Annotated in this window: 23 protein-coding genes and 3 tRNA genes; 14 read left to right on the top strand and 12 right to left on the bottom strand. The window is 64.3% G+C overall.

What is annotated here, in order from left to right; all coding sequences use genetic code 11:
- Positions 1-212: 212 nt before the first annotated feature.
- Positions 213-2,534 carry a DNA translocase FtsK gene (locus N0K08_RS02505; RefSeq protein ID WP_261498403.1) on the top strand — a complete coding sequence of 774 codons (2,322 nt, stop codon included), beginning with the start codon at positions 213-215 and terminating at the stop codon, positions 2,532-2,534.
- Between the two features lie 36 nt (positions 2,535-2,570).
- Positions 2,571-3,203 carry an outer membrane lipoprotein chaperone LolA gene (lolA, locus tag N0K08_RS02500; RefSeq protein ID WP_261498402.1) on the top strand — a complete coding sequence of 211 codons (633 nt, stop codon included), beginning with the start codon at positions 2,571-2,573 and terminating at the stop codon, positions 3,201-3,203.
- A 72-nt stretch (positions 3,204-3,275) separates the two neighbouring features.
- On the opposite strand, the gene brnQ is transcribed toward lolA, so the two are convergent.
- Positions 3,276-4,580, bottom strand: a complete 1,305-nt coding sequence (brnQ, locus tag N0K08_RS02495) for a branched-chain amino acid transport system II carrier protein (RefSeq protein WP_261498401.1) — start codon at positions 4,578-4,580, stop codon at positions 3,276-3,278.
- A 318-nt stretch (positions 4,581-4,898) separates the two neighbouring features.
- Between brnQ and N0K08_RS02490 the strand changes: the two genes are divergently transcribed.
- From N0K08_RS02490 to N0K08_RS02480, 3 genes are all read left to right on the top strand, one after another.
- Positions 4,899-6,230 (top strand): replication-associated recombination protein A, encoded by a 1,332-nt coding sequence (locus N0K08_RS02490; protein WP_261498400.1) that lies wholly within the window; start codon positions 4,899-4,901, stop codon positions 6,228-6,230.
- A gap of 384 nt (positions 6,231-6,614) precedes the next feature.
- Positions 6,615-7,262: a DUF47 domain-containing protein gene (locus N0K08_RS02485; RefSeq protein WP_261498399.1), complete on the top strand. Its 648-nt coding sequence runs from the start codon at positions 6,615-6,617 to the stop codon at positions 7,260-7,262.
- Positions 7,263-7,284: 22 nt separating this feature from the next.
- Positions 7,285-8,295: an inorganic phosphate transporter gene (locus N0K08_RS02480; protein WP_261498398.1), complete on the top strand. Its 1,011-nt coding sequence runs from the start codon at positions 7,285-7,287 to the stop codon at positions 8,293-8,295.
- Between the two features lie 61 nt (positions 8,296-8,356).
- Here the strand turns inward: N0K08_RS02480 and N0K08_RS02475 are convergent, their stop codons facing one another.
- Both N0K08_RS02475 and N0K08_RS02470 read right to left on the bottom strand, forming a co-directional pair.
- Positions 8,357-8,812 (bottom strand): hypothetical protein, encoded by a 456-nt coding sequence (locus N0K08_RS02475; protein ID WP_261498397.1) that lies wholly within the window; start codon positions 8,810-8,812, stop codon positions 8,357-8,359.
- A 43-nt stretch (positions 8,813-8,855) separates the two neighbouring features.
- Positions 8,856-9,389, bottom strand: coding sequence for a GNAT family N-acetyltransferase (locus N0K08_RS02470; RefSeq protein WP_261498396.1), 534 nt, complete (start codon positions 9,387-9,389; stop codon positions 8,856-8,858).
- Between the two features lie 123 nt (positions 9,390-9,512).
- Here N0K08_RS02470 and rpsP point away from each other — a divergent pair, with 123 nt between their 5' ends.
- The 6 genes from rpsP (at position 9,513) to N0K08_RS02440 (ending at position 13,835) form a co-directional block, all read left to right on the top strand.
- Positions 9,513-9,764 (top strand): 30S ribosomal protein S16, encoded by a 252-nt coding sequence (gene rpsP, locus N0K08_RS02465; protein ID WP_159910627.1) that lies wholly within the window; start codon positions 9,513-9,515, stop codon positions 9,762-9,764.
- Positions 9,765-9,852: 88 nt separating this feature from the next.
- Positions 9,853-10,422: a ribosome maturation factor RimM gene (gene rimM, locus N0K08_RS02460; protein ID WP_261498395.1), complete on the top strand. Its 570-nt coding sequence runs from the start codon at positions 9,853-9,855 to the stop codon at positions 10,420-10,422.
- 57 nt (positions 10,423-10,479) lie between these two features.
- Positions 10,480-11,247, top strand: coding sequence for a tRNA (guanosine(37)-N1)-methyltransferase TrmD (trmD, locus tag N0K08_RS02455; RefSeq protein WP_261498394.1), 768 nt, complete (start codon positions 10,480-10,482; stop codon positions 11,245-11,247).
- Between the two features lie 125 nt (positions 11,248-11,372).
- Positions 11,373-11,783 (top strand): 50S ribosomal protein L19, encoded by a 411-nt coding sequence (rplS, locus tag N0K08_RS02450; RefSeq protein WP_261498393.1) that lies wholly within the window; start codon positions 11,373-11,375, stop codon positions 11,781-11,783.
- Positions 11,784-11,921: 138 nt separating this feature from the next.
- Positions 11,922-12,644, top strand: coding sequence for a CoA pyrophosphatase (locus tag N0K08_RS02445; RefSeq protein WP_261498392.1), 723 nt, complete (start codon positions 11,922-11,924; stop codon positions 12,642-12,644).
- 204 nt (positions 12,645-12,848) lie between these two features.
- Entirely contained in the window at positions 12,849-13,835 is a 987-nt protein-coding gene (locus N0K08_RS02440) for a CobD/CbiB family protein (RefSeq protein ID WP_261498391.1), read from the top strand.
- Positions 13,836-13,901: 66 nt separating this feature from the next.
- Here the strand turns inward: N0K08_RS02440 and rsgA are convergent, their stop codons facing one another.
- Genes rsgA through N0K08_RS02425 form a run of 3 tightly spaced genes read right to left on the bottom strand, consistent with a single transcriptional unit; the run spans position 13,902 to position 16,521 of the window.
- The gene (rsgA, locus tag N0K08_RS02435) at positions 13,902-14,858 is read right to left on the bottom strand and encodes a ribosome small subunit-dependent GTPase A (RefSeq protein ID WP_261498390.1); all 957 of its coding nucleotides are present in this window, start codon (positions 14,856-14,858) and stop codon (positions 13,902-13,904) included.
- The gene (locus tag N0K08_RS02430; RefSeq protein ID WP_261498389.1) at positions 14,855-15,193 is read right to left on the bottom strand and encodes a 4a-hydroxytetrahydrobiopterin dehydratase; all 339 of its coding nucleotides are present in this window, start codon (positions 15,191-15,193) and stop codon (positions 14,855-14,857) included. Before N0K08_RS02430 ends, rsgA begins: the two co-directional genes overlap by 4 nt.
- Positions 15,190-16,521 (bottom strand): M48 family metallopeptidase, encoded by a 1,332-nt coding sequence (locus tag N0K08_RS02425; protein ID WP_261498388.1) that lies wholly within the window; start codon positions 16,519-16,521, stop codon positions 15,190-15,192. Before N0K08_RS02425 ends, N0K08_RS02430 begins: the two co-directional genes overlap by 4 nt.
- A 30-nt stretch (positions 16,522-16,551) precedes the next feature.
- Between N0K08_RS02425 and orn the strand changes: the two genes are divergently transcribed.
- The 3 genes from orn (at position 16,552) to N0K08_RS02410 (ending at position 20,551) form a co-directional block, all read left to right on the top strand.
- The gene (gene orn, locus N0K08_RS02420) at positions 16,552-17,145 is read left to right on the top strand and encodes an oligoribonuclease (RefSeq protein WP_261498387.1); all 594 of its coding nucleotides are present in this window, start codon (positions 16,552-16,554) and stop codon (positions 17,143-17,145) included.
- Positions 17,146-17,583: 438 nt separating this feature from the next.
- Positions 17,584-19,656 carry a DEAD/DEAH box helicase gene (locus tag N0K08_RS02415; protein WP_261498386.1) on the top strand — a complete coding sequence of 691 codons (2,073 nt, stop codon included), beginning with the start codon at positions 17,584-17,586 and terminating at the stop codon, positions 19,654-19,656.
- 202 nt (positions 19,657-19,858) lie between these two features.
- Positions 19,859-20,551 (top strand): TerC family protein, encoded by a 693-nt coding sequence (locus N0K08_RS02410; RefSeq protein ID WP_261498385.1) that lies wholly within the window; start codon positions 19,859-19,861, stop codon positions 20,549-20,551.
- Between the two features lie 234 nt (positions 20,552-20,785).
- On the opposite strand, the gene N0K08_RS02405 is transcribed toward N0K08_RS02410, so the two are convergent.
- The 6 genes from N0K08_RS02405 to N0K08_RS02380 form a co-directional block, all read right to left on the bottom strand.
- Entirely contained in the window at positions 20,786-22,015 is a 1,230-nt protein-coding gene (locus N0K08_RS02405) for a multidrug effflux MFS transporter (protein ID WP_261498384.1), read from the bottom strand.
- Between the two features lie 169 nt (positions 22,016-22,184).
- A tRNA-Lys gene (locus N0K08_RS02400) sits at positions 22,185-22,260 on the bottom strand.
- A gap of 30 nt (positions 22,261-22,290) precedes the next feature.
- Positions 22,291-22,366 (bottom strand) — tRNA-Lys (locus tag N0K08_RS02395).
- A gap of 88 nt (positions 22,367-22,454) precedes the next feature.
- A tRNA-Lys gene (locus tag N0K08_RS02390) sits at positions 22,455-22,530 on the bottom strand.
- Between the two features lie 69 nt (positions 22,531-22,599).
- Entirely contained in the window at positions 22,600-23,484 is an 885-nt protein-coding gene (locus tag N0K08_RS02385; RefSeq protein WP_261498383.1) for an NAD(P)-dependent oxidoreductase, read from the bottom strand.
- Positions 23,485-23,598: 114 nt separating this feature from the next.
- On the bottom strand, positions 23,599-24,576 hold the full coding sequence (locus N0K08_RS02380; RefSeq protein WP_261498382.1) for a GMP reductase: 978 nt from the start codon (positions 24,574-24,576) through the stop codon (positions 23,599-23,601).
- Positions 24,577-24,716: the final 140 nt, after the last annotated feature.

The following is a 24,716-nucleotide window of genomic DNA, read 5'->3' as shown; positions in this document are numbered from 1 at the left end:
CGACAGCGGGCATGCGGAGGTTCATCAATAGGACGGATAGATGGAGTATCCCTTGCGCACAGGGTTCCCGTCCTGGCAGGCGATCAATCACCGACATTGTAAAAAATCATCAAGCCACTGCATTCGGGAACGTCTTGTTGCAAGTGTGTGGCCGCTGGGCGACGGCCATTTCCTGTGCGCAGGCGGGCGGTGCGGTAAGCTCCCGCCTGCGTATGACTTACTCATTGAATGCCCTGAATTCTTCGGGCAAATCAGCCCCCCGTGCCGGACTGGCCCGCTTTGGCCACGAAGTCAGCCTCATTGTGGGGCTGTTGGCGCTGGTGTTTCTGCTGCTGGCCCTGCTGAGCTACTCGCCGCAGGACGCAGCCTGGTCGACTTCGGGCTCGGTCCAGGGACCCTGGGTGAACAACTGGGTCGGGCGCTCGGGCGCCTGGCTGGCGGACACCAGTTACTTCGGCTTTGGTTTTTCCGTCTGGTGGCTGGTGCTGGCCGCGGTCATGAACTGGCTGGGCTCGCTGTTGCGCTGGACGCGTGGCGGCGTGGAGCCGGCCGAGCCGCTGTGGCGCCGGCGCGTTCGTTTCTGGGGCGGCCTGGCGCTGTTGGTGTTGGCCAGCACGGCGCTGGAATGGTCGCGCATGTACCGTTTTGAATCCCTGCTGCCCGGCCACGCCGGCGGCGTGGTGGGCTATCTGTGCGGGCTCCATGGCATGCAGTGGCTGGGCTTTACCGGCTCGGCCCTGGCCGGAATTGTGCTGCTGGTGCTGGGCGCGTCGCTGGTGTTCGGCTTTTCCTGGGGGCAGCTCGCAGAGCGCCTGGGCGGACGCATCGATTCCATGGTCCGCGTCAGCCGGGCCCAGCGCGAAAAGGCCAAGGATGTGGCCGTGGGCCGCAAGGCCGCCCGGGCCCGTGAAGAGGACGTGGAAGAAGAGCGCACGGAAAGCGTGGAAAGTCATCCCAAGCCCGTGAAGATCATCGAGCCGGTGTTCGAGTCGGCGGCCGCTCCCAGCGAGCGCGTGATCAAGGAAAAGCAAAAACCCCTGTTCCACGAACTGCCCGACACCAAGCTGCCGCAGGTCGATCTGCTCGACGCCGCGCTGCAGCGCCAGGAAACCGTCTCGGCCGACACGCTGGAAATGACCAGCCGGATGATCGAGAAGAAGCTCAAGGATTTCGGCGTGGAAGTGCGGGTCGTGGCGGCCATGCCCGGCCCGGTGATCACGCGCTACGAAATCGAGCCCGCGACCGGCGTCAAGGGCTCGCAGGTGGTGGGCCTGGGCAAGGACCTGGCGCGCTCGCTGTCGCTGGTGTCGGTGCGGGTGGTGGAAACCATCCCCGGCAAGAATTTCATGGCGCTGGAGCTGCCCAATGCCAAGCGCCAGTCCATCCGCCTGTCCGAAGTGCTGGGCTCCAAGGTCTACAACGACGCCAAGAGCATGCTGACCATGGGTCTGGGCAAGGACATCGTGGGCAACCCCGTGGTCGCCGACCTGGCCAAGATGCCGCACGTGCTGGTGGCCGGCACCACCGGCTCGGGCAAGTCGGTGGGCATCAACGCCATGATCCTGTCGCTGCTCTACAAGGCCGAAGCGCGGGATGTGCGATTGCTGATGATCGACCCCAAGATGCTGGAAATGTCGGTCTACGAAGGCATTCCCCATCTGCTGTGCCCGGTGGTCACCGACATGAAGCAGGCGGCCAACGGCCTGACCTGGTGCGTGGCCGAGATGGAGCGCCGCTACAAGCTGATGAGCAAGCTGGGCGTGCGCAACCTCGCGGGCTACAACGCAAAAATCGATGAAGCCAAGGCCAAGGAAAGCTTCATCTACAACCCTTTCAGCCTGACGCCAGAATCGCCCGAGCCGCTTGATCGCCTGCCGCACATCGTCATCGTGATCGACGAGCTGGCCGACTTGATGATGGTCGTAGGCAAGAAGATCGAAGAGCTGATCGCGCGCCTGGCGCAAAAGGCACGGGCCGCGGGCATCCACCTGATCCTGGCTACCCAGCGCCCCAGCGTGGACGTGATCACCGGCCTGATCAAGGCCAACATCCCGACCCGGATTGCTTTCCAGGTCAGCAGCAAGATCGACAGCCGCACCGTGCTCGACCAGATGGGCGCCGAAGCCTTGCTGGGCATGGGGGACATGCTTTACATGGCCAGCGGTACCGGCCTGCCCATTCGTGTGCACGGCGCCTTTGTCAGCGACGAAGAGGTGCACCGGGTCGTCAGCTACCTCAAGGAACAGGGCGAGCCGGACTACATCGAAGGCGTGCTCGAAGGCGGCACCGTGGATGGAGATGGCGAAGTCGGTGGCGAGGGGGGTGAAAACGGCGAAAAAGACCCCATGTACGACCAAGCAGTGGAAGTGGTCCTCAAGGACCGCAAGGCCAGCATCTCGTATGTGCAACGCAAGCTGCGCATTGGTTACAACCGCTCGGCGCGTTTGCTGGAAGATATGGAAAAAGCCGGTCTGGTCAGTTCGCTGACGACCAGCGGACAGCGCGAAGTGCTGGTGCCCGCACGCAATGAGTAAGCCTGTGGGCTGGCAACACCCCCGGATGGAGAGTCTATGAAGCGATTAGTGACGAGTATTTTGTTGGCCGCCTGTGCCCAACTGGCCAGCGCCGACGGGCTCAAAAGCCTGGAAGCTTTCATGCAGGGCGCGCAAGCCGGCCGGGCCGAATTCACCCAGACCGTGACGTTGCCGGGCAAGGACGGCCAGGCCGCGCGCAGCAAGACATCGAGCGGCGAGTTCGCCTTCCAGCGCCCGGGGCGCTTCAAGTTCGAGTACCGCAAGCCTTTCGAGCAGTTGATCGTGGCCGACGGCAAGACGCTGTGGCTGTACGACGCCGACCTGAACCAGGTCACCCGCCGTCCGCAGGCCCAGGTGCTGGATGCCACGCCCGCGGCAATCCTGGCATCGGCCGCCAATGTGCAGGCGCTGCGCGCCGACTTCGATCTGCAGTCCGCGCCTGACCAGGACGGCATGCAGTGGGTGCTGGCCTTGCCCAAGGCCAAGGACGGCCAGCTGCAAAGCGTGCGCGTGGGCTTTGCCGGCGATCAACTGGCGGCCATCGACATGCTCGATAGCTTCGGCCAGCGCTCGCTGATCCGCTTCACCGGCCTGAAAACCAGTGCCAGCCTGCCGGCGGAGATGTTCAAATTTGTAGCCCCCAAGGGCGCCGACGTGCTCGCGCCCTGAACAGCGCCTGACTTCCTCAATGAAAAAGCCTTGCAGCGGTGACGTTGCAAGGCTTTTTTTGTTGCGGCGGCTTCAGGCGCGCACGGGCTGCAGGCGGTCGAGCAGGGCGCAGGCCAGCAGGGTGGCCGCCACGGGCAGCAGCCAGCCCAGTCCCATGGCGGCGCCGGGCAGTTGCAGCAGCCAGGCCGAGGTCCAGCCGGTCGGATGGATGGAGTGGGCGGCGTTGAGCAGGCCGAAGACCAGCGCGACCAGCATCACCGGCATGAACACGCGCGGTGCCGACTTCCACTGGGACGACAGCAGGCTCATCGCGACCAGGGCAATGGCCATGGGGTAGATGGCTTCAAGCACCGGCACGGCCACGACGATCAACTGCTCCAGGCCCTGGTTGGAGATCAGCATGCTGACCAGGCTCAGGATCACCACCATGGTGCGGTAGGAGATGCCGGGCACGATGCGGCTGAAGTAGACGCTGCAAGCGCTGACCAGGCCCACGCCCGTGGTCAGGCAGGCCAGCAGGATGACGCCGGCCAGCAGCAGGCTGCCCGGAGCGCCGAAAGTGTGCTGCACGTAGGTGGTCAGGACTTGCACGCCGGTGGTGGCGTCCGGCACCATGGAGCCGCTGTGCGCGCCCAGATACATCAGCGAGACATAGACCAGGCCCAGGCCGATGGCGGCGATCACGCCGGCAATCACCGCATAGCGGGTCTGCAGGCGGGCGTCCGTGATGCCGGTGTCCTTGATGGCGGTGACGATCACGATGCCGAACACCAGTGCACCCAGCGCATCCATGGTCTGGTAGCCCTGGACAAAGCCAGCGGCCAGTGCGGCGGGCGACGAAGGAGCGGCGCTGGCCAGCAGGCTGCCGGCCGGCAGCACAAAGGCCGCGCCGCCCAGCACCACCAGTGCGAGGATCAGCACCGGCGTGATGAGCTTGCCTATGGTGTCGATCAACTTGCCCGGGTACAGCGCCAGCAGCATGACCAGTCCGAAATAGACCGCGGAGTAAGCCAGCAACGCGCCCGAGCCATGGCCGGTGAACGGCGCCACGCCCATCTCGAACGAGACGGTGGCGGTACGCGGCGTGGCGAACAGCGGGCCTATGGTCAGGTAGACGGCGACGCCCAGCAGCAGGCCGGCGATGCGGCCCATGGGGGCGGTGATGGCATCGATGCCGCCACCCACGCGCGCCAGCGCCACTACGGTCAGCAGCGGCAGTCCCACGCCGGTGAGCAGGAAGCCCAGGGCTGCGCTCCAGAGGTGCTCGCCCGCGGCCAGGCCGACCATGGGGGGGAAGATGATGTTGCCAGCGCCGAGAAATAGCGCAAAAGTCATGAAGCCTAGGGCGATCAGATCGCGCGTTTGGAGGGTCTGCATAGATCGGGAAAGGGAAGTGGGCCCGGGCCGGCCGTGGGTGGTGTGCGACGGGCCTGGGCGGCGCGCGCTGGCGAAGCAGCGCAGCGCGGGTGTACGTGAAAGGGGCGAATTTTAGGGGGATGCCGCGCGGGACGTTGTAAGCAAGGTCTCACGCCCGGTGTAGGGTTTGCGGCCTGGGCTCTGGGCGGCGGGCGCAAATCCGCGGGAATTGGCTGCAGACCGCGCACGGTTTGGGGGCATCGCCACGGGTTTGCGCGCCGGGGCCGCGCCAAGCGGCTAAGCTTTGCAGTGCGCCCTGTTGGCGCTTACCCGACTGCCATGGTCCACGCTGCTGCTTCCAAAATCACTCTTTCCCACCAACAACCCCTGGCCGAGCGGCTGCGTCCGCGCACGCTGGGCGAAGTCATAGGCCAGCAGCATGTGCTCGGGCCTGGCATGCCGCTGCGCCTGGCATTCGAGTCGGGCCGTCCGCACAGCTGCATTCTCTGGGGGCCGCCCGGCGTGGGCAAGACCACCATCGCGCGGCTCATGGCCGATGCCTTCGATGCGCAGTTCATTTCCATCAGCGCCGTGCTGGGCGGGGTCAAGGACATCCGCGAAGCCGTCGAACAGGCGCAGATCGCGCGTGACGGGCTGATGCAGCAGCGCACCATCGTGTTCGTCGATGAAGTGCACCGTTTCAACAAGAGTCAGCAGGATGCCTTCCTGCCGCATGTGGAAAGCGGCCTGTTCACGTTCATCGGCGCGACCACCGAAAACCCCTCGTTCGAAGTCAACTCGGCGCTGCTGTCGCGCGCCGCGGTGTATGTGCTGCAGCCGCTGAACACCGAGGACCTCAAGCAGATCGTGGCCTTGGCCCAGGCCCAGAATGCGCTGCCGGCGATTGAGGACGCCGCGCTGGAGCGCCTGGTGGCCTATGCCGATGGCGATGCCCGCCGCCTGCTCAATACGCTGGAGACGCTGGACATGGCGGCGGCGCAGGAGCAGCGCGCTGAAATCAGCGATGAATGGCTGGTCCAGCTGCTGGGCGAGCGCATGCGCCGCTACGACAAGGGTGGCGAGCAGTTCTACGACACGATCAGCGCGCTGCACAAGTCGGTGCGCGGCTCCGACCCGGACGCGGCGCTGTACTGGCTGGTGCGCATGCTCGACGGTGGTGCGGACCCGCTGTACATGGCGCGGCGCTTGGTGCGCATGGCGGCCGAAGACATCGGCCTGGCCGATCCGCGTGCGCTGCGCCTGGCGCTGGACGCGACCGAAGTCTACGAGCGCCTGGGCAGTCCCGAAGGCGAGCTGGCCCTGGCCGAGTGCGTGATCTATCTGGCGGTGGCGCCCAAATCGAATGCGGTCTACAAAGCCTACAACCAGGCCAAGGCGCTGGTGAAGGCCGACTCCACCCGTCCCGTGCCCATGCACCTGCGCAACGCGCCGACCAAGCTCATGAAGCAGATGGACTGGGGCAAGGGCTACCGCTACGCGCACGATGAAGACGGCGCGTTTGCGGCGGGCGAGAGCTACCTGCCCGACGGCATGGACGCTCCGGGCTTTTACCAGCCCGCGCCGCGCGGACTGGAAATCAAGATCGGCCAGAAGCTCGATGAACTGCGCGCCCTCAACACCGCGGCGCGGCAGAAGAAAGCGCAGGACTGAGCCGAGACCCGTTCGGGTCGCCGCCGTGGTGTGACTTTTTGATTGCCGGAATCCCGCGCCCAACGGGCTTGGGTGACAGTCGGCCGCGTTTAGGGTTTTTACCAGGCGCCACCCGGGTATCCGGGCGGATTTTTTTGCAGGTATGTTGCGTTTTTGCACACAGCGGCGCGGGCCGCAGCCGGCCGTGGTTTTGCGGACCCGGCCATGCGCGGCCCGGCGTTTGCCGGCGGCCCAGGCCGTTGTCGGCGTGGCCGATGGCCTGGGATATGCGACGGCCAGAGTACACTTCGCCCGGTTTACGCCGGCACACTTTTCCCAGCATTCTTGCGTGTGACTGTCATGTGTCGCCAGCGTCCCAATCAGAACTCCTGGTAAGGAACTCCCATGATATTTGCCAAGCTTTTGCCGCGCGAAGGTAATTTTTTCGAAATGTTCAACCAGCACGCCGACCGCATCGTCGAAGCGGCGCATGCGTTCTCGCAGCTGGTTGCGAACTACAACGATCCCCACCTGCGTGACAAGTACAACCAGGACGTGGACAACGCCGAGCGCGCAGCCGACCGGGTGACGCATGATGTGAACAAGGCCTTGCACAAGACCTTCATCACGCCGCTGGACCGTGAGCAAATTCACTCCCTGATCAACACCATGGACGACGTGGCCGACCTGATCCAGGACTCGGCAGAGACCATGGCGCTGTATGACGTGCGTCATATGACGGAAGAAATCACGCGCCTGACGGATCTGAGCGTCAAGTGCTGCGAGCGTGTGCGCGATGCCGTCAAGATGCTGGACCGCATCTCCGACGCCAACACGGCCGAAGCCGCGCTCAAGACCTGTGAGGAAATCGACCGCCTCGAGTCCGACGCCGACCGCGTGATGCGCGCGGCCATGAGCAAGCTGTTCCGCGAAGAGCCCGATGTGCGCGAAGTGATCAAGCTCAAGGCGATCTACGAGCTGCTGGAAACCATCACCGACAAGTGTGAAGATGTGGCCAATCTGATCGAGGGCATCGTCCTCGAGAATTCCTGATCCGGCGCGGAGTCTTGACGTAATGGAAACCGTACAAGCCGCCCTCTGGGTGGTGGTCTTGCTGGTGGTGTTGGCTTTGCTGTTCGATTTCATGAACGGCTTCCACGATGCTGCCAACTCGATTGCCACCGTTGTCTCCACCGGCGTGCTCAAGCCAGCGCAGGCCGTGGTGTTCGCCGCATTTTTCAATGTGGTCGCTATTTTTGTCTTTCACCTGAGCGTGGCCGCCACCGTGGGCAAGGGCATTGTGCAGCCGGGCATCGTCGACACCCATGTGGTGTTCGGCGCGCTCGTGGGCGCCATCGCCTGGAATTTGATCACCTGGTACTACGGCATCCCCAGCAGCTCCTCGCATGCGCTGATTGGCGGCATCGTGGGCGCGGTGATTTCCAAGGCGGGCTCGGGCGCGCTGATCGCCAGCGGCATCTGGAAGACCGTGGCCTTCATTTTCGTGTCGCCCCTGCTGGGTTACCTGCTGGGTTCGCTGATGATGGTGCTGGTCGCCTGGATTTGCCGGCGGGCAAGGCCCAACAAGGTGGACAAGTGGTTCCGCCGCCTGCAGCTGGTTTCGGCCGGCGCCTACAGCCTGGGCCACGGCGGCAACGATGCGCAAAAGACCATCGGCATCATCTGGTTGCTGCTGATCGCCACGGGCTACGCCAATGTGACTGACTCGGCACCGCCGACCTGGACCATCATCAGCTGCTACATCGCCATCGGCCTGGGCACCATGTTCGGTGGCTGGCGCATCGTGAAGACCATGGGCCAGAAGATCACCAAGCTCAAGCCCGTGGGCGGTTTCTGCGCCGAAAGCGGCGGCGCCCTGACGCTGTTCATCGCGACGGCCATGGGCGTGCCCGTGTCGACCACGCACACCATCACCGGCGCCATCGTCGGTGTGGGCTCGACCCAGCGCGCCAGCGCCGTGCGTTGGGGTGTGGCCGGCAACATCATCTGGGCCTGGGTGCTGACGATTCCGGCCAGCGCTTTTGTGGCAGCGATTGCTTACTGGATCAGCCTGCAGATCTTCTGATCAGCTTCTGCATCCATGCAAAAGCCGTCGACCCCTCTGGGGCGACGGCTTTTTTCATGGGTCAATCCAGCGGTTGCGAAATCTTGCGCGCTTCCTCGATCTGGAACTCGAAATAGTGCTGGAAGCTGTAGGCCAGGCTGGCCATGAGCACGGTGGCGCCGAGCATCAGCGACATGGCAATGGCAAATATCGTGCCCCAGTGGGTGCGGCCGGGGCGCGCATCGGTGGGAGCACGTGGGTTGAAGCGGGCATTCCAGATCTCGACCGGCGTGAGGCCGTAGAGGATGGCGCGCAGCGCGCAGCCGGCGAGGGTGAAGCCCAGCAAGGGGATCAGCAACCAGCTGAGCTGGTCGTCCTGGCCCAGGGCCTGGACGCGCTGAATGCCGTAGATGCCCAGCGCCGTGGGCAAGGGCAGCAGCCAGCCGAGCAAGTCGCCGAGGCCGTAAAGGTAAAAACGGTGCAGGCCCAAAGGCCCGCCGATAAAGGCCAACCAGGCGGCCAGGGTCTTGCTTTTCATGCCCCCATTATTCGCACGAAAGCCGGGGGCGCCTAGCGGGAGACTACTGGGGCGCCACGGGCGGCGTGGTGTCGCCGTCGCCCAGGGATTTCTCCATCAGCACGATGTCCAGCCAGCGGTCGAACTTCCAGCCGACCGAGCGCATCACGCCGATCTCGGTGAAGCCCGCCGCGCGGTGCACGCCGATGGAGCCGGCATTGGCCGAGTCACCGATCACCGCCAGCAGCTTGCGCACGCCCGCGGCCTCGGCCTGCTGGCTCAGCGCATCCAGCAGCTTGCGGCCCAGGCCCTGGCCGCGGGCCGAGTCGGCGATGTAGATCGAGTCTTCGGCCGAGAAGCGGTAGGCTGGCCGGGGCTTGAACCAGTTGGCGTAGGTGAAGCCCAGGATCTGCCCGTCTTCTCCTTCGGCCACCAGATAGGGCAGGCCGCGCGCGAGCACATCGGCGCGGCGTGCGAGCATGTCCTGCTCGCTGGGCGGATCGACTTCGAAAGTGCCGGTGCCGTGGAGCACGTGGTGGCGGTAAATGGCGGTGATGGCGGGGATGTCGGCAACGGTGCTGGGGCGGATATTAGGCATATGTCAAAGAAGTCGATATAATCGTGAGCTTTGCTGCGTGTCGCTGGCCGGGTGGCCATGTCGCGTGTCTCAAACGTAGCAAAAACATTGCAGCAGTTGCTGCAACCACCCAAAGGATAAATCATGGTCGTCATTCGACTTTCCCGCGGCGGCTCCAAAGCCCGCCCGTTCTACAACATCGTTGTGGCTGACAAGCGCACACGTCGTGACGGCGCTTTCATCGAGCGTCTGGGTTTCTACAACCCCACGGCACGTGGCGGCGAAGAAGGTCTGCGCATTGCACAAGACCGTCTGACGTACTGGAAGAGCGTGGGCGCACAATCGTCGCCTACGGTGGACCGCCTGATCAAGCAAGCCTCCAAGGCAGCTGCTTAATCTGACGCTTCCCTGAAGGCGGGTTCCGTTTGCTTATGCTGACGGAACCCGCCTTTTTTTATTGCTTAATTTTTCTCCTGTCTGCACCATGGCCCTTCTTCCTGTTTTCCAACCTGCCCAATTGCCCGCCGATGCCGTCGAGGTCGGCCGCATTGGGGAAGCCTGGGGCGTCAAGGGCTGGTTCAAGGTGCAGGCGTTCAGCGCCGACCCTGAAGTGCTGCTGACGTCCAAGCAGTGGTTCTTGCAACCGTCGGAGCGCGGCGCGCGCACTTTCACCGGCACCGTGCTGCTGGAAGTCAAGCAGTCGCGCGAGCATTCGGGCTCGCTGGTGGCCACGGTGGACGGCGTGAACGACCGCGATGCGGCCCAGTCGCTCAAGGGCGCGCGCATTTTTGTCTCGCGCACCGCGTTTCCCCAAGCCGCGGAAGACGAGTACTACTGGGTGGATCTGCTGGGCCTGGATGTGGTCAACCGCGAAGGCGTGGTCCTGGGTCAGGTCAAGGACTTGATGTCCACCGGGCCGCAGACCGTGCTGGTGATCGCCTACGAGGAAGAGGGCAAAGCGCTGGAGCGCATGATCCCCTTCGTATCGGCCTATGTGGACAAGGTCGAATTGACCGAACGCCGGATCACCGTCGATTGGCAAACGGATTACTGATGGCCCGACCATTGTTTGCGCTGCCGCGATTTGCACGGCAGAGGAAGGTCTGTAGCCGTGCGCTTTGACATCATTACCTTGTTTCCGGAACTGTTCGCGCCGTTCCTGGCCAGCGGCGTCACGCGCCGCGCCTATGCGTCGGGCCAGGTCGCGGTGCGGCTGTGGAATCCACGCGACTACGCCGAAGGCAATTACCGCCGGGTTGACGACCGCCCGTTTGGCGGCGGCCCCGGCATGGTGATGATGGTCGAGCCGCTGCAGGCCTGTCTGGATGCGATCCGCGCCGACCGCGCCGAAGATCCGGCCGAGCAGGTGCCGCTGGTGCTGTTCTCGCCCGTGGGCCAGACGCTCAACCATACGGCCGTCGAGCGCTGGGCGCAAAGCCCGGGTGCGATCTTGCTGTGCGGACGCTACGAGGGCATAGACCAGCGCTTCATCGACACCCATGTGTCCGCGCAGATCAGCCTGGGCGACTTCGTGTTGTCGGGCGGCGAGATCGCGGCCATGGCGCTGCTGGACGCGGTCACGCGGCTGCAACCCGGCGTGCTCAACGACGAAGGCAGCCACCAGCTCGACAGCTTCAACCCCAGCCTCAACGGCTTGCTCGATTGCCCGCATTACACCCGCCCCGAAAGCTGGCAGGGCCAGGAAGTGCCGGCGATTCTGTTGTCGGGCCACCACGCGCACATCGAGCGCTGGCGGCGGGACCAGAGTCTGGAGATCACGGCCCGCCACCGGCCGGACCTGCTGGAAAAGGCGCGCGAGGCCGGCCACTTGACCCGCAAGGATGAGGCGGTTTTGGCGAAAAAAGCGTCCGGGCTATAATCGGGGGCTGTCGATCCTCTGCCGGCCGCTGCACGCATGGAGCCTTCGTGGCAACGCGTGCAGCCATACAGTGCCAATCCCGGCGCTTGCCAATTGTGGCGCGGACAAGATCGTTGGATGTAACCATGAATCTGATTCAGACTCTTGAGCAGGAAGAAATCGCCCGCTTGAACAAGACCATCCCCGTGTTCTCCCCCGGTGACACCGTCATCGTGAGCGTGAACGTGGTTGAAGGCGCGCGCAAGCGTGTGCAGGCCTACGAAGGCGTCGTGATTGCCAAGCGCAACCGCGGCCTCAACAGCGGCTTCACTGTTCGCAAGATCTCCAGCGGCGAAGGCGTGGAACGTACGTTCCAAACCTACAGCCCGCTGATCGCCGGCATTGAAGTCAAGCGCCGTGGTGATGTGCGTCGTGCCAAGCTGTACTACCTGCGCGAGCGCAGCGGCAAGTCGGCACGTATCAAGGAAAAGCTGCCAGCTCGCAAGACGGCAGCAGCTCCTGCTGCAGCCGCAGTGGCGCCCGCAACGGCCGCTTGAGACGCTTAGGCGTTTCGCCAAAACGCCTCAACGTTTCGCCAAAAAAGCCGCTACAGTTCGCTGTAGCGGCTTTTTTTATGGCCGGGCCGCCCCAAGTTGAAAAGCAGTTAGGGGGCATTTTTACGCCCATTGTTTGCTGTGCACACCTCTTCCGTCATCCATCAGGCCCAGTCCTCACCCCGTCCCGCCGCCCTGGCGCCGGGCTTTGATCCCCGCACGGTGCCCGTGCTGGGCGTGGACGCCCACCTGCCGGCCGTGCCGGCCAGCGCGCTGACGGCAGACGCCTTGCGCCACCGCTTTGCCGCTCCGCCGCTGTGGTCGCCTGAAATCGAGCGCGAGCGCATCGGCACGGGCCATGCATCGGCCGAAGCCGCCGTGCTGATCGCCATCGTGTTGCGCGACGAACCCATGCTGCTGCTGACCGAGCGCACCCAGCACTTGTCCACGCATTCGGGGCAGGTGGCGTTTCCCGGCGGCAAGCGCGACCCCGAGGATGTGGATGCCGCTGCCACGGCCTTGCGCGAGGCGCAGGAAGAAGTCGGCCTGGACCCGGCGCTGGCGGAAGTGCTGGGCAGCCTGCCGCCCTATGTCACCGGCACCGGTTTTGTCGTGACGCCGGTGGTCGCCCTGGTGCAGCCCCAGGTCCGCTACCAGCCCAATCCCCATGAAGTGGCCGATCTGTTCGAAGTGCCGCTGGCCTTTGTGCTCGACCCGGCCCACCACCAACGCCATGCGCTGCAAAGGCCCGAAGGTCTGCGTGAATGGTTTTCCATGCCCTATCAGGCGGGCGACAAGCAGCACTACATCTGGGGCGCGACGGCAGGCATGCTGCGCAACTTCTACCGATTCATGAGGGCTTGAAGCCCCCCCCTGTGCGGCTGCGCCGCAGAGGCGGACCTCCGCTTCCCCCTAAGGGGGACGGCAGCCTCGGTGCGGGGCGGCCCTTCCTCGCTGCCCCTGGGCTGGGGCGCGCCAGTTACATACCTCGCGGGCATGGTGAGCGCGCAATGGACCGTGGCGGCGGTGGCTTGCGCATGTGTCATGCATGCAAAGTATGATGTTGGCATGAGTTTCTTCGCCATCCTGTTTGCCTTGCTGATCGAGCAGGCACGCCCGCTGGCCCGCAGCAACGTCGTCCATGCCGGATTGCGTGCCTGGGCGGTCTCCGTACGTCGCAACTTTGATGCCGGCAAGTCCCACCACGGCTGGGTAGCCTGGTGCCTGGCGGTGCTGGCGCCCGCGCTGCTGGTGCTGGGCGTGCATTGCCTGCTGATGTGGGCCGTGGGCTGGCCGCTGGCCCTGGTCTGGAACGTGGCCGTGCTGTATGTGACGCTGGGCTTTCGCCAGTTCAGCCACCACTTCACGCGCATCCGCGATGCGCTGGATGCCGGGGACGAATACACGGCGCGCGAAGAGCTGGCGCAGTGGCAGCAGGTGGACACGACCGAAGTGCCGCGCAGCCAGGTGGTGCGCCACGTGATCGAATATTCGGTGTTGGCCGCGCACCGCCATGTGTTTGGCGTGCTGTTCTGGTACTCGGTGCTGGCGGCGCTGGGCCTGGGTCCCATGGGCGCGGTCCTGTACCGCTCGGCGGAGTTTGTCTCGCGCTACTGGTCGCGCAAGGGCTATATGGGCGCCCAGCCGGTGAGCGAGCGCCTGCAAAGCGCCGCGCGCCAGGCCTGGATGTGGATTGACTGGCTGCCCGCGCGGCTGACGGCCTTGAGCTTTGCGGTGGTGGGCAGCTTCGAGGAAGCCATTGACGGCTGGCGCTTCCATGCCCAGCGCTTTCCCAACGACAACGACGGCGTGCTGCTGGCCGCGACGGCCGGCGCAATCAACGTCCGGCTTGGCGGCGAAGCCCTCAAGGCCCGCGAAGATGCGCCCATCGTGTCGGGCTTTGACGGCGAGGCCGATGTCGATGACAGCGACTCCACGCCTGGCCGGGCTCCCGAGCTGAGCCACCTGCGCAGCGTGGTGGGGCTGGTCTGGCGCTCGGTGGTGGTCTGGCTGCTGCTGCTGGCCTTGTTGACGCTGGCGCGGCTGCTGGGCTGAAGTTGCGCTCTGGCACCATCAAAAAAACCCCGCATTGCGGGGTTTTTTTGTGGTCGAAAACCGAACTCAGTACTTCGGCCCCACGCTCAGTTCCTCGAACAGATCGCGGTAGATGCGGTAGCGGTTGGCGCTGATGTGGTGGGGGCTGTCCTTGGCGTCGACTTCGGCCATCACGGCGCAGCCGGGTTCGTGCAGGTGGGTGCAGTTGTAGAACTTGCAGTCGGCCGCGCGCGCGCCGATGTCGGGCATGCAGCGTGCCAGGTCCATGGGGCCTATGTGGTGCAGGCCGAATTCCTGGAAGCCCGGTGAGTCGAGCAGTGCGGTCTCGCGCTCTTCATCGACCCAGTACCAGGTGGTGCTGGTCGTGGTGTGCTTGCCTGAATTCAGTGCCTGGGAGATTTCGCCGGTCTGCGCGCGTGCGCCCGGCACCAGCAGATTGATCAGCGTGCTCTTGCCCGAGCCTGAAGGGCCGAGCACCAGCGTGGCCTTGCCCTTGAGGTGCTGCATCAGCGCCGCGCGGTCGGTTTCGCTGGACTCGGTGAGCGACAGCGGCAGCACGCCGTAATTGGGTTGGTCGCTGCCGTGGCGCATGCGGCGGTAGGGCAGCAGGCGTTCCCAGGCGCGGGCAAAGGGCTCGACCAGATCGCTCTTGTTGAGGGCGATCAGCGGCGTGATGTGCGAGGCTTCGGCGGCGATCAGCGCGCGCGCGAGCTGGCTTTCGGAGAACACCGGGTCGGCGGCGATCAGGATCAGTACCTGGTCGATGTTGGCCGCGAACGACTTGGTGCGGATCTCGTCCTGGCGGTAGAACAGGTTGCGGCGGGGCAGGACTTTTTCAATCGTGCCTTCATCGCCCTGGCCGGCGGCCGGCATGATCCAGCGCACATGGTCGCCGACCACGGCCTGGCTTTTCTTGCCGCGTGGATGGCAGATGCGGCGCGAGCCGTCGGGTGCTTCGATCACGCAATGGCGGCCGTGGCTGGCCACAACCAGGCCTTCGGGGCGGGCGGTGGATTCGGTCATGCGAGCAAGGCATCGATGCGGCGCGCGCAATCGAAGTCCGTGGCTGAAATGCCGCCCACGTCGTGGGTGTTGAGGCGAACCGTGCAACGGTTGTATTGCACCAGCAGCTCCGGGTGGTGGTCTTGCTGGTGGGCGATCAGCGCCACGGCATTGACGAAGGCCATGGTTTCGTAATAGTTCACAAAGGAGAACGTCTTTTCTATGGCCACGGCCTGGCCGTCGCCGGACAGTTTCCAGCCTTCGGTCTGGGCGAGCTGGGACACCAGCTGGGTGGCCGAAAGGGCGCGGCGTGGCTGGGCGGACCAGTCCTGTTGCTTGAGTGGAGAAGTAGTCATGGTGCGGTGGGGGCCAGTGCGGGAGCGGGCGCCGGCAGGCGCGCAAGGCGCTCTATGGCCGGTGGGTGCGAATAGTGGAAGGCGACGTAGGCCGGGTCGGGGGTGAGCGTAGCAGCGTTGTCCTGGTACAGCGTCAGCAGGGCCGAGGCCAGCTGGCTGCCGTCGGCCTGGCTCGCGGCGTAGGCGTCGGCCTGGAATTCATCGCGGCGCGAGAAATACGACATCACCGGCGCCAGAAAGAAGCTGAAGACCGGCGCGACCAGCAGGAACAGCAGCAGGGCCAGTGCTTCGTTGCCGGCCATGCCGCTGCTGCTCGCCAGCACCATGTCCAGGCTGGGGCGTACGCCCAGGCCGGTGTAGAACCACAGCTGCTGCGACAGCCAGCCCAGCAGCGCCAGGCCGGCCAGGCTCAGCGCGAACAGCGCGACCAGCCGTTTGGCGATGTGGCGGTGCTTGAAGTGGCCCAGTTCGTGGGCCAGCACGGCTTCGACTTCGGCGGGCGATAGCTGCTTGAGCAGGGTGTCGTAGAACACTACCCGCTTGGCCGCGCCGAAGCCGGTGAAGTAGGCATTGGCATGGGCCGAGCGGCGGCTGCCGTCCATCACGAACAGGCCTTTGGCCGCGAAGCCGCAGCGCTGCATCAGCGCCGTCACGCGTTCGCGGATGGTCTCGTCCTTGAGGGGCTCGAAGCGGTTGAACAGCGGGGCGATCAAGGTCGGGTAGAGCCACATCAGCAGCAGGTTGAAGCCGGCCCAGACGCCCCAGGCCCACAGCCACCACAGCGCCCCGGCCGAAGCCATGAGCCACAGGATGAGGGCGGCCAGCGGCAGGCCGATCACGGCCGCCACCAGCGACGACTTGAGCAGGTCCATGAGCCACAGGCGCGCAGTGAGCTTGTTGAAGCCAAAGCGCTGTTCGACGACAAAGGTCTGGTACAGCGACAGCGGCAGACCGGCGAGGCCGGAGATCAGGGAAAAGGCGGCGAGCAGGGCGAGCTGCTGGTGCAGGCCCTGGCCCAGCCATTCGAGCAGGACCTGGTTCAGGGCGTCCAGGCCGCCGAGCAAGGTCCAGGCCAGCAGCATGGCGGTGGACAAGCCCAGGTCCAGCAGGCCGGTGCGGGACTTGGCCAGCGTGTAGTCGGCGGCCTTCTGGTGGGCTTGCAGTGAAATGTGCTGGGCGAACGCCGCGGGCACCTGGGCCCGGTGGCGGGCCACGTGGCGCACCTGGCGCGACACCAGCCACAGGCGTACCAGCAATTGCAGGGTCAGCGCGGCGGCAAAGCCCAGAGTCAGTAGCAGCGAGGGTGAAAAGGGGTCGTGGGAAAGCATGTCAGCGCAGTGTAGGCGACAATTTGCGCCATGTCTGACGCCCTCTGCTCCAACCCTCCCGTGCTCGCGAAATCCGATTTAAATCTCGTCTGGCTTGACTGTGAAATGACCGGGCTCAAGCCCGAGACCGACAGGGTGATCGAGATTGCCGTGGTGGTCACCAACTCCGACCTGTCGATTCGCATCGAAGGTCCGGTCTTCGCCATCCACCAGAGTGACGAGTTGCTCAATGGCATGGATGCCTGGAACAAGGGCACGCACGGGCGCAGCGGCCTGATCGAGCGCGTCAAGGCGTCGGAAGTGACCGAAGCCCAGGCCGAGCGCGAGCTGATTGCCTTTCTGTCGCGCTACGTGCCCAAGGGCAAGGTGCCGCTGTGCGGCAACAGCATCGGCCAGGATCGGCGCTTCCTGGTCAATTACATGCCCAAGCTCGAAGCGTTTTTCCACTATAGAAACGTGGATGTGAGCACCTTCAAGGAACTGGCGCGCCGCTGGAAGCCCGCCGTCTGCGCATCGTTCAAGAAAGCGCAACGCCACACGGCGCTGGCTGACGTGCATGAGTCCATCGATGAACTGATCCACTACCGCGCGCATTTCCTGGCCCTGGAGCTGCAGGCGGCGTGATTGGAAGCACCCCCTGAGCGGCCTGCGCGGCAGGGGTCGTCCCTCGCTGGGGGACGACACCGTCGCTGCGGGGCGGCCCTTGCTTGGTGTCCCTGGCCTGGAGCGCGTCAGGTTCCCAGGCTGTGAATGATGCGAACGGCGCCATGGGCCACTGAATCAGAAGATGGCCTTGGCCAACGTCGGGTAATCCCTGGGGTTCGTTTGCCTTTACCTGGGGCTTCGTGTCATAATTCGCAGCTTGCCCCTACCCCTTGGGGTAATTTGCGCATCTCCCATCACTCACCGGGCCCCGCTTTTGATCCGTGCACCATGCACGGCAAAGCAATTTATGCCCAGCCGCCTCATCTCTGAGCCGGCCTCGTTTGACGGTTGATGTTTTTTAACCGTCATTGAAGCACCGCAGATACCTTGTCGGTGGCGCTTCAGCGTGAGAAACAAATGAACGACAACATTATTGAGCAGGGCGCCGTCGCCGCTGCAGAATCTTCTTTGGACCATTCCATTTTGAACGCAGCGCATCCTGCTGCTGACGACGCTGCCATCGTTGCAGACGCCGCATCCATCATCGCCGAAACCGACGCTGACCTGCCTGAAGTTGAAGTGGAACAAAAGCCCAATGGCTTTGTGCTGCTGGGACTGGCTCCTGAACTGGTGCAGGCCGTTGCCGATCTGGGCTACACCCAGCCTACCGCTGTGCAAGCCAAGGCCATTCCTCTGGCCATGAACAAGGGCGCGAACGCCACTGCCTTCGTGGACCTGATGGTGTCGAGCCAGACCGGTTCGGGCAAGACTGCTGCTTTCCTGCTGCCTGTGCTGCACACGCTGCTGGAACAGCAAGCCGAAATGGAAGCCGAAGGCCGCGCCGAATTCGAGCGTGCCGTGGCTGAAGCTGCCGCCAATGGCGAGCCAGCTCCCAAGCGCAAGCGCAAGGACCCGACCAACCCCCGCAACTTCAAGGCTGCCGCTCCTGGCGCCCTGATCCTGTGCCCCACGCGTGAGCTGGCCCAACAGGTGGCGCAAGACGCCATCGAGCTGGTCAAGCATTGCCGTGGTCTGCGCGTTGCCAATGTGGTCGGCGGTATCCCTTACCAGCTGCAAATTGCCAAGCTGCAAAACGCCAATCTGGTGGTGGCCACGCCTGGCCGTCTGCTGGACCTGCAGCGTTCCATGCAGATCAAGCTCGACAAGGTCCAGTTCCTGGTCGTTGACGAAGCTGACCGCATGCTCGACCTGGGCTTCTCGGACGACCTGGCTGAAGTCAATCAGATGACGGCCCAGCGCCAGCAGACCATGATGTTCAGCGCCACGTTCGCGTCGCGCATTCAGCAGCTGGCCATGCGTGTGATGCATGACAACGGCGCTGGCGTCAAGAAGATCCAGATCGACTCGCCGCAAGAAAAGCACTCCAGCATCAAGCAGGTGCTGTTCTGGGCTGACAACGCCCAGCACAAGCGCAAGCTGCTGGACCACTGGCTGCGTGACACCACGATCAACCAAGCCATCGTGTTCGCTTCCACCCAGGTGGAGTGCGACGGTCTGGCTACCGATCTGCAGCAAGAAGGCTTCTCGGCTGTTGCATTGCACGGCGCGCTGAGCCAAGGCTTGCGCAATCGCCGCCTGCAGGCACTGCGTGGCGGCCAGGTGCAAATCCTGGTGGCTACCGATGTGGCCGCACGCGGTATCGACGTGCCCACCATCACCCACGTGTTCAACTACGGTCTTCCCATGAAGGCCGAAGACTACACCCACCGCATTGGCCGTACCGGTCGTGCCGGTCGCTCGGGTCTGGCCGTGACGTTTGCGGAATTCCGCGATCGTCGCCGCATTTTCGACATCGAAGCTTTCACCCGCCAGCAGTTCACTTCGGAAGTGGTGCCTGGTCTGGAGCCTACGCAGCGGGCGCCCCAGGGCGGTCGCTCCGATGCCGGTCGTGGCGGCGGTGGCGGCGGTCGTGATTACTCCCCACGTGGCCGCAGCGGTGGCTTCGGCGGCGGCGGTGGCGGCGGTCGCAGCTTCGGCGGCGGCGGTGGCGGCTTCGGCGGCGGTGATCGCGGTCGCAGCTTCGGCGGTGGCGGCGACCGTGGCGGCTTCGGCGGCGGCGGTGATCGCGGCGGCTTCGGCGGCGGCGACCGTGGTGGTGATCGTGGCGGCTTCGGCGGCGGCGATCGTGGTGGTGATCGCGGCGGCTTCGGTGGCGGCGGTGACCGTGGCGCCGGCGGCTTTGGCGCCCCCCGCGCTGCTGCTCCCCGTGACGACCGTGGCTTTGCTCCTCGTGGCGAAGGCTTTGGTGGTGCTCCTCGCCGTGATGGCGAAGGCTTTGCTCCCCGCAAGCCCGCATTTGCTGACAACCGCGGCGGTGATCGCGGCGGCTTCGGCGGCGGTGACCGTGCTCCGGCACGTGAATACGGCGCACGTCCTGCCTACGCTGGCAAGCCTGCCGGCGGTCCTGGCGGCAAGCCTTCGTTCACTCCGCATGACGCCCGCAAGCGTCCCGCACGCCCAGCCCGCTGATCTGCAGCGCTGCGCATGAATCAACCGGCCCTTTTGGGCCGGTTTTTTTACGTCTGCTTGTAGGTGCGGCGCGTAGTATTACGTAGAAATTTACGCAGTATTACGGACGGCAAGCGGATGCTTTCCGCCCTACACTGCCGCTACTCATAAAAAGAAGCGCCGCGTCCATGCGGCGTTTTGTATTCATAACAGTGGAGTAGCAATGGAATTTCTCAGCACAGCCGACTTTTGGATCGGCCTCGTCAAGATCATCTGGATCAATATCATTCTGTCCGGCGACAACGCAGTTGTCATTGCCCTGGCAGCCCGTTCGCTCCCTCCCGAGCAGCAGAAGAAAGCCGTCATGTTCGGCTCCGGCGCTGCCGTGGTCTTGCGTATCGCGCTGACGGTGGTGGCCGCCAAGCTGCTGGAGCTGTCGTTCCTGCAAGTGATCGGCGGCGTGTTGCTGCTGTGGATCGGCTACCAGCTGCTGACCGGCGAAGAAGATGGTGACGGCGAAAGCAAGGGCACGGGCTCGATGATGGCTGCCATTCGCACCATCCTGATCGCCGACCTGGTGATGAGCCTGGACAACGTGATTGCCGTGGCTGCAACAGCGCAAGGCAATATGGTTCTGTTGATCCTGGGCTTGGCCATCAGCATTCCCTTGGTGGTCTTTGGCTCGACGCTGATGATCAAGCTCATGGAGCGCTTCCCCGTCATCGTGACCCTGGGTGCTGCGCTGATTGGCTGGGTCGGTGGTGAAACCATCGTCAATGACAATCTGCTGCGCGGCTACACCATGGCCCACCCCTGGCTGCATTACGCTGCTGCCGCGGCGGGCGTGGTGGTGGTGGTGGGACTGGGCAAGCTCATGCAAGCCCGCAATGCCGGCAAGAGCCAGCTCCAAGCCTGATCTGGGTGGCGCCGGAGTGTGAGTCTCTGGCGGCTTCCTTGATGAAAAAACGCACTGCCCTGGCAGTGCGTTTTGCGTTGGGGTGCCTGCAACGGATGGATGGCTGCCTTGGGTCGGCAACGCCTGCGGAGTGCGCTGCTAGAGCATGCCCGCCGCCGCCGGGCCGCCCCAAGGCGGCGGACGGCCCCCTTGGGGGGCAGCGCAGCTACGCGTAGCGAGCAAGCGTGGGGGCCTTTATTCAGCGCTGTGCCGCCCGATATCGGGCCAGCGCCAGTGCAGGTAGACCCAGGAGCCTAGTCCGACCAGCATCAAGCTCAGGGAGGCGACTGCCAGCCAGAAGGTGGAGTGCATGACCAGCGGGGCGAGCAGGCCGGCGACCAGGCCGTTGGCGACTGCACCGACAAAGGCTTGCAGCGAGGATGCCATGCCGCGGCGTTCGGGGTACAGGTCCAGCACCAGCAAGGTCACCACCGGCACCATCAGCGCCCAGCCCAGCGCAAACAGCCCTATGGGCAGCAGGGCCCAGCTGACGTGGGCGGGCAGCAGGGCGCTGGCCAGCACATTGAGCAGGGATACCGGCAGCATGATCATGAAGCCGTGGCGTATCTGCCGCTTGGGTGGGATGCGGCCGGCCAGGCGGCCGCTGAGCCAGGCGCCGGTCATGATGCCTGAAATGACCAGCAGGAACAGCCAGAAGAACTGCGTGGGGGCGAGCCCCAGGAGGTCGCCCAGAAATGCCGGCGCGGCCATGACGTAAAGAAACATGCCGTTGAACGGCACGCCGCTGGCCAGGGCCAGCAGCACGAAGCGCGGGCTGGATCCCAGCTGCCAGTAGCCGCGCAGCAAATGCCGGGTCTCGAAAGGCTGGCGCAGTTCGGGGTGCAGGGTTTCGGGCAGCAGCCGGTAGTTGATGCCCCACAGCAGCACGCCGATCAGCGCCAGGAACCAGAAAATGCTGTGCCAGCCCGCAAGCACCAGCAGCCAGCCGCCGGTCAGCGGCGCGATGGCCGGGGCGGCGCCGAAGAAGATCGTCACCTGGCTCATCACCTTCTGGGCTTCGGCGGGTGAAAACATGTCGCGGATCACGGCGCGCGAGACCACGATGCCGGCGCCCGTGGACAGGCCTTGCAGCGCGCGGAAAAACACCAGCTGGCTGATGTTCTGCGACAGTGCGCAGCCGGCCGATGCCAGCGTGAAAACGGCCAGTCCCCACAGCACCACGGGGCGGCGGCCAAAGCTGTCGGCCAGCGCGCCGTGGAACAGGCTCATGAACGCAAAGCCGAACAGGTAGGCCGACAGCGTTTGCTGCATTTCCACGGGCGTGGCCCCCAAGGCCTTGGCGATGCCGGCGAACGCGGGCAGATAGGTGTCGATGGAGAACGGACCGAGCATGCCCAGCAGGGCCAGCAGGACGGACAGGGTCCAGCGCGGTGCGTGCCAGAGTTCTTTGGCTTGGGGGTGCATGGTGGGGTGGCGAGAGGGTGGTGGTGGCGGGCGGAAGAATGCAGGCCTGTGGCGCCAACAAGCTCTGTATTCTAGTGACCCCCTGCGCTTGCCCGCAGTCTCCTGCGGGAGCGTGGCTTGGGATGGGGCAAAGAAAAAGCCCACTTCTTGCGAAGTGGGCTTTTTGGATTGGTGGGTCCTGAGTGATTCGAACACTCGACCTACGGATTAAGAGTCCGCTGCTCTACCAGCTGAGCTAAGAACCCAATTATTTTGTTAGACCACTGAATTGAAAGTGGTGGGTCCTGAGTGATTCGAACACTCGACCTACGGATTAAGAGTCCGCTGCTCTACCAGCTGAGCTAAGAACCCATCTTGAAAGATCAAAGCCTGCTTGGAGGCAGGCTTTGGACATCCAAAACGTTTTGCAATGATTTTTCAATCAATGCGCTGAAAAAAGTGGTGGGTCCTGAGTGATTCGAACACTCGACCTACGGATTAAGAGTCCGCTGCTCTACCAGCTGAGCTAAGAACCCACTTTCTCTCTTGCGTTGCAAGCGAGAGCTGGATTATGCACCATTTTTTGATGGGTTGCAGGAAAAAAGTTAGGCCATGGCGTTGCGGCTGGCCAGTTCGACGAACAGGCCGCTGTGGTCCAGATCGCCCAGTCCGTGGGCAATGCTTTCGGCGTAGAGCTGTTCGAACAGGCCGGTGATGGGCGCATCGAAGCCGATTTCCTTGGCCGTGGAAAGGGCGTTGCGCATGTCCTTGAGCTGCACCGTCATGCGTCCCCGCGGGGCGAAATCGCGCTCCAGCATGCGTTGGCCGTGCAATTGCAGGATGCGGCTTTGGGCAAAGCCGCCGCTGATGGCTTCGTGCACCTTGGCCATGTCGGCGCCGCCCTTGGAGGCCATCAGCAAGGCTTCGGCGACGGCGCCTATGGTGATGCCGACAATCATCTGGTTGGCCAGTTTGGCGAGCTGGCCGGCGCCGTGCGGGCCGACATGGGTGGCATGGCCCAGGCAGGCAAAGACCGTTTGCGCGCGGTCGAAATCGGCGGTTTTGCCGCCCGCCATGATGGCCAGCGTGCCGGCTTGCGCGCCGACGGTGCCGCCCGACACGGGCGCGTCGACATGGGCCACGCCACGCTCGCCCAGCCGCGCCGCATGGTCGCGGGCTTCGCTGGGCTGGATCGAGGCCATGTCGATGAACAGGCTGCCGGGCAACATGGCTGCGGCCACGCCCTGGGCAAACAGCACGTCTTCCACGGCCGGGCCGTTTTCCAGCAGGCTCAGGGTGATGTCGGCCGTGGCCACGGCAGCGGCGGCGCTGTCATGGAGCCGGGCACCGTCGGCGGCCAGGGGTTCTGCGCGGGCGTGGGTGCGGTTCCAGGCATGGACTTCGTGGCCGGCCTGGCACAGGCGGCGGGCCATGGGCAGGCCCATCATGCCAATGCCTAGAACAGCAATTTTCAGGGGGGTGGTGCGCATGTCGCCAAGCATCCTAAGAGGTGATGGGGCATGGGAAAACCCCGGGGCTCTATCATCGCCCCGGAGTGGGCCTGGAAGCTGTCACCGAGCTTGCAGCAGGCCTTGTGCGGACTCTTACATCAGCAGGTGTTCACCCGCGTTGTCGCCGCCCAGGGTCACATAGTTGACCTTGCGGATGTCCATCAGCTTCTTGCCGCCGGAGTAGCTGATCGAGCTCTGGATGTCCTGCTCCATTTCGATCAGCGTGTCGGCCAGCTTGCCCTTGACGGGTTCGAGGATGCGCTTGCCTTCGACGTGCTTGTACTCGCCCTTGTTGAAGTCCGAAGCCGAGCCGTAGTACTCCTTGAAGGTCTCGCCGTCGACCACCACGGTGGTGCCAGGCGATTCTTCGTGGCCGGCAAACAGCGAGCCGATCATGACCATGCTGGCGCCAAAGCGCACGCTCTTGGCGATGTCGCCGTGGCTGCGAATGCCCCCGTCGGCAATGATGGGCTTGGTGGCCACGCGCGCGCACCACTTGAGCGCCGACAGCTGCCAGCCGCCCGTGCCGAAGCCGGTCTTGAGCTTGGTGATGCAGACCTTGCCCGGGCCGATGCCGACCTTGGTGGCGTCTGCGCCCCAGTTTTCCAGGTCGATCACGGCTTCGGGCGTGCCGACGTTGCCGGCGATCACGAAGGACTGCGGCATCTTTTCCTTCAGGTAGGCCAGCATGTTCTTCACGCTGTCGGCATGGCCGTGGGCGATGTCGATGGTGATGTACTCGGGCACCAGGCCTTCGGCGACGAAGCGGTCGACGGTGGCGTAGTCGGCCTGCTTGACGCCCAGCGAGATCGAGGCGAAGCAGCCCTTGGCATGCATGTCCTGGACGAAGCGCAGGTTGTCCAGGTCAAACCGGTGCATCACGTAGAAGTAGCCGTTCTGCGCCAGCCAGGTGCAGATGGATTCGTCGACGACAGTCTTCATGTTGGCCGGAACGGCCGGGATGCGAAACGAACGACTGCCCAGCGTCACGCTGGCATCACACTCCGAACGGCTTTCCACCGAGCACTTGCGGGGAAGCAGAAGAATGTTGTCGTAGTCGAAAATTTCCATGAGATTCCAAGCTCCATAAAGGGTCGCTGCAGAACGATTTCTGCGGCGATGGGGCGCTTGGCTTGGAGGCCGGTTTGCGGGCGCTGGCGCACGCGGCGCCCTCCCTGGCCCGCGCGGAGCAGGCAAAAAAAACCGGACCA

It is taken from the genome of Acidovorax bellezanensis (genome assembly GCF_025421555.1).
GTDB lineage: Bacteria > Pseudomonadota > Gammaproteobacteria > Burkholderiales > Burkholderiaceae_C > Comamonas > Comamonas bellezanensis.
The sequence above is the reverse complement of the archived record's forward strand: the minus strand, read 5'-3'. Positions and strand labels throughout refer to the sequence as shown.

What these genes read in the sequence shown, in the direction of transcription:
- orn (WP_261498387.1), top strand. Translation starts at nt 16,552, where the DNA reads ATGTCTGACGCCCTCTGCTCCAACCCTCCCGTGCTCGCGAAATCCGAT.
- lolA (WP_261498402.1), top strand. Translation starts at nt 2,571, where the DNA reads ATGAAGCGATTAGTGACGAGTATTTTGTTGGCCGCCTGTGCCCAACTG.
- N0K08_RS02385 (WP_261498383.1), bottom strand. Translation starts at nt 23,484, where the DNA reads ATGCGCACCACCCCCCTGAAAATTGCTGTTCTAGGCATTGGCATGATG.
- rpsP (WP_159910627.1), top strand. Translation starts at nt 9,513, where the DNA reads ATGGTCGTCATTCGACTTTCCCGCGGCGGCTCCAAAGCCCGCCCGTTC.
- brnQ (WP_261498401.1), bottom strand. Translation starts at nt 4,580, where the DNA reads ATGCAGACCCTCCAAACGCGCGATCTGATCGCCCTAGGCTTCATGACT.
- N0K08_RS02430 (WP_261498389.1), bottom strand. Translation starts at nt 15,193, where the DNA reads ATGACTACTTCTCCACTCAAGCAACAGGACTGGTCCGCCCAGCCACGC.
- N0K08_RS02415 (WP_261498386.1), top strand. Translation starts at nt 17,584, where the DNA reads ATGAACGACAACATTATTGAGCAGGGCGCCGTCGCCGCTGCAGAATCT.
- N0K08_RS02440 (WP_261498391.1), top strand. Translation starts at nt 12,849, where the DNA reads ATGAGTTTCTTCGCCATCCTGTTTGCCTTGCTGATCGAGCAGGCACGC.
- N0K08_RS02380 (WP_261498382.1), bottom strand. Translation starts at nt 24,576, where the DNA reads ATGGAAATTTTCGACTACGACAACATTCTTCTGCTTCCCCGCAAGTGC.
- rplS (WP_261498393.1), top strand. Translation starts at nt 11,373, where the DNA reads ATGAATCTGATTCAGACTCTTGAGCAGGAAGAAATCGCCCGCTTGAAC.
- N0K08_RS02485 (WP_261498399.1), top strand. Translation starts at nt 6,615, where the DNA reads ATGATATTTGCCAAGCTTTTGCCGCGCGAAGGTAATTTTTTCGAAATG.
- N0K08_RS02480 (WP_261498398.1), top strand. Translation starts at nt 7,285, where the DNA reads ATGGAAACCGTACAAGCCGCCCTCTGGGTGGTGGTCTTGCTGGTGGTG.
- N0K08_RS02475 (WP_261498397.1), bottom strand. Translation starts at nt 8,812, where the DNA reads ATGAAAAGCAAGACCCTGGCCGCCTGGTTGGCCTTTATCGGCGGGCCT.
- N0K08_RS02490 (WP_261498400.1), top strand. Translation starts at nt 4,899, where the DNA reads ATGGTCCACGCTGCTGCTTCCAAAATCACTCTTTCCCACCAACAACCC.
- N0K08_RS02405 (WP_261498384.1), bottom strand. Translation starts at nt 22,015, where the DNA reads ATGCACCCCCAAGCCAAAGAACTCTGGCACGCACCGCGCTGGACCCTG.
- N0K08_RS02505 (WP_261498403.1), top strand. Translation starts at nt 213, where the DNA reads ATGACTTACTCATTGAATGCCCTGAATTCTTCGGGCAAATCAGCCCCC.
- N0K08_RS02410 (WP_261498385.1), top strand. Translation starts at nt 19,859, where the DNA reads ATGGAATTTCTCAGCACAGCCGACTTTTGGATCGGCCTCGTCAAGATC.
- N0K08_RS02470 (WP_261498396.1), bottom strand. Translation starts at nt 9,389, where the DNA reads ATGCCTAATATCCGCCCCAGCACCGTTGCCGACATCCCCGCCATCACC.
- N0K08_RS02425 (WP_261498388.1), bottom strand. Translation starts at nt 16,521, where the DNA reads ATGCTTTCCCACGACCCCTTTTCACCCTCGCTGCTACTGACTCTGGGC.
- rsgA (WP_261498390.1), bottom strand. Translation starts at nt 14,858, where the DNA reads ATGACCGAATCCACCGCCCGCCCCGAAGGCCTGGTTGTGGCCAGCCAC.
- rimM (WP_261498395.1), top strand. Translation starts at nt 9,853, where the DNA reads ATGGCCCTTCTTCCTGTTTTCCAACCTGCCCAATTGCCCGCCGATGCC.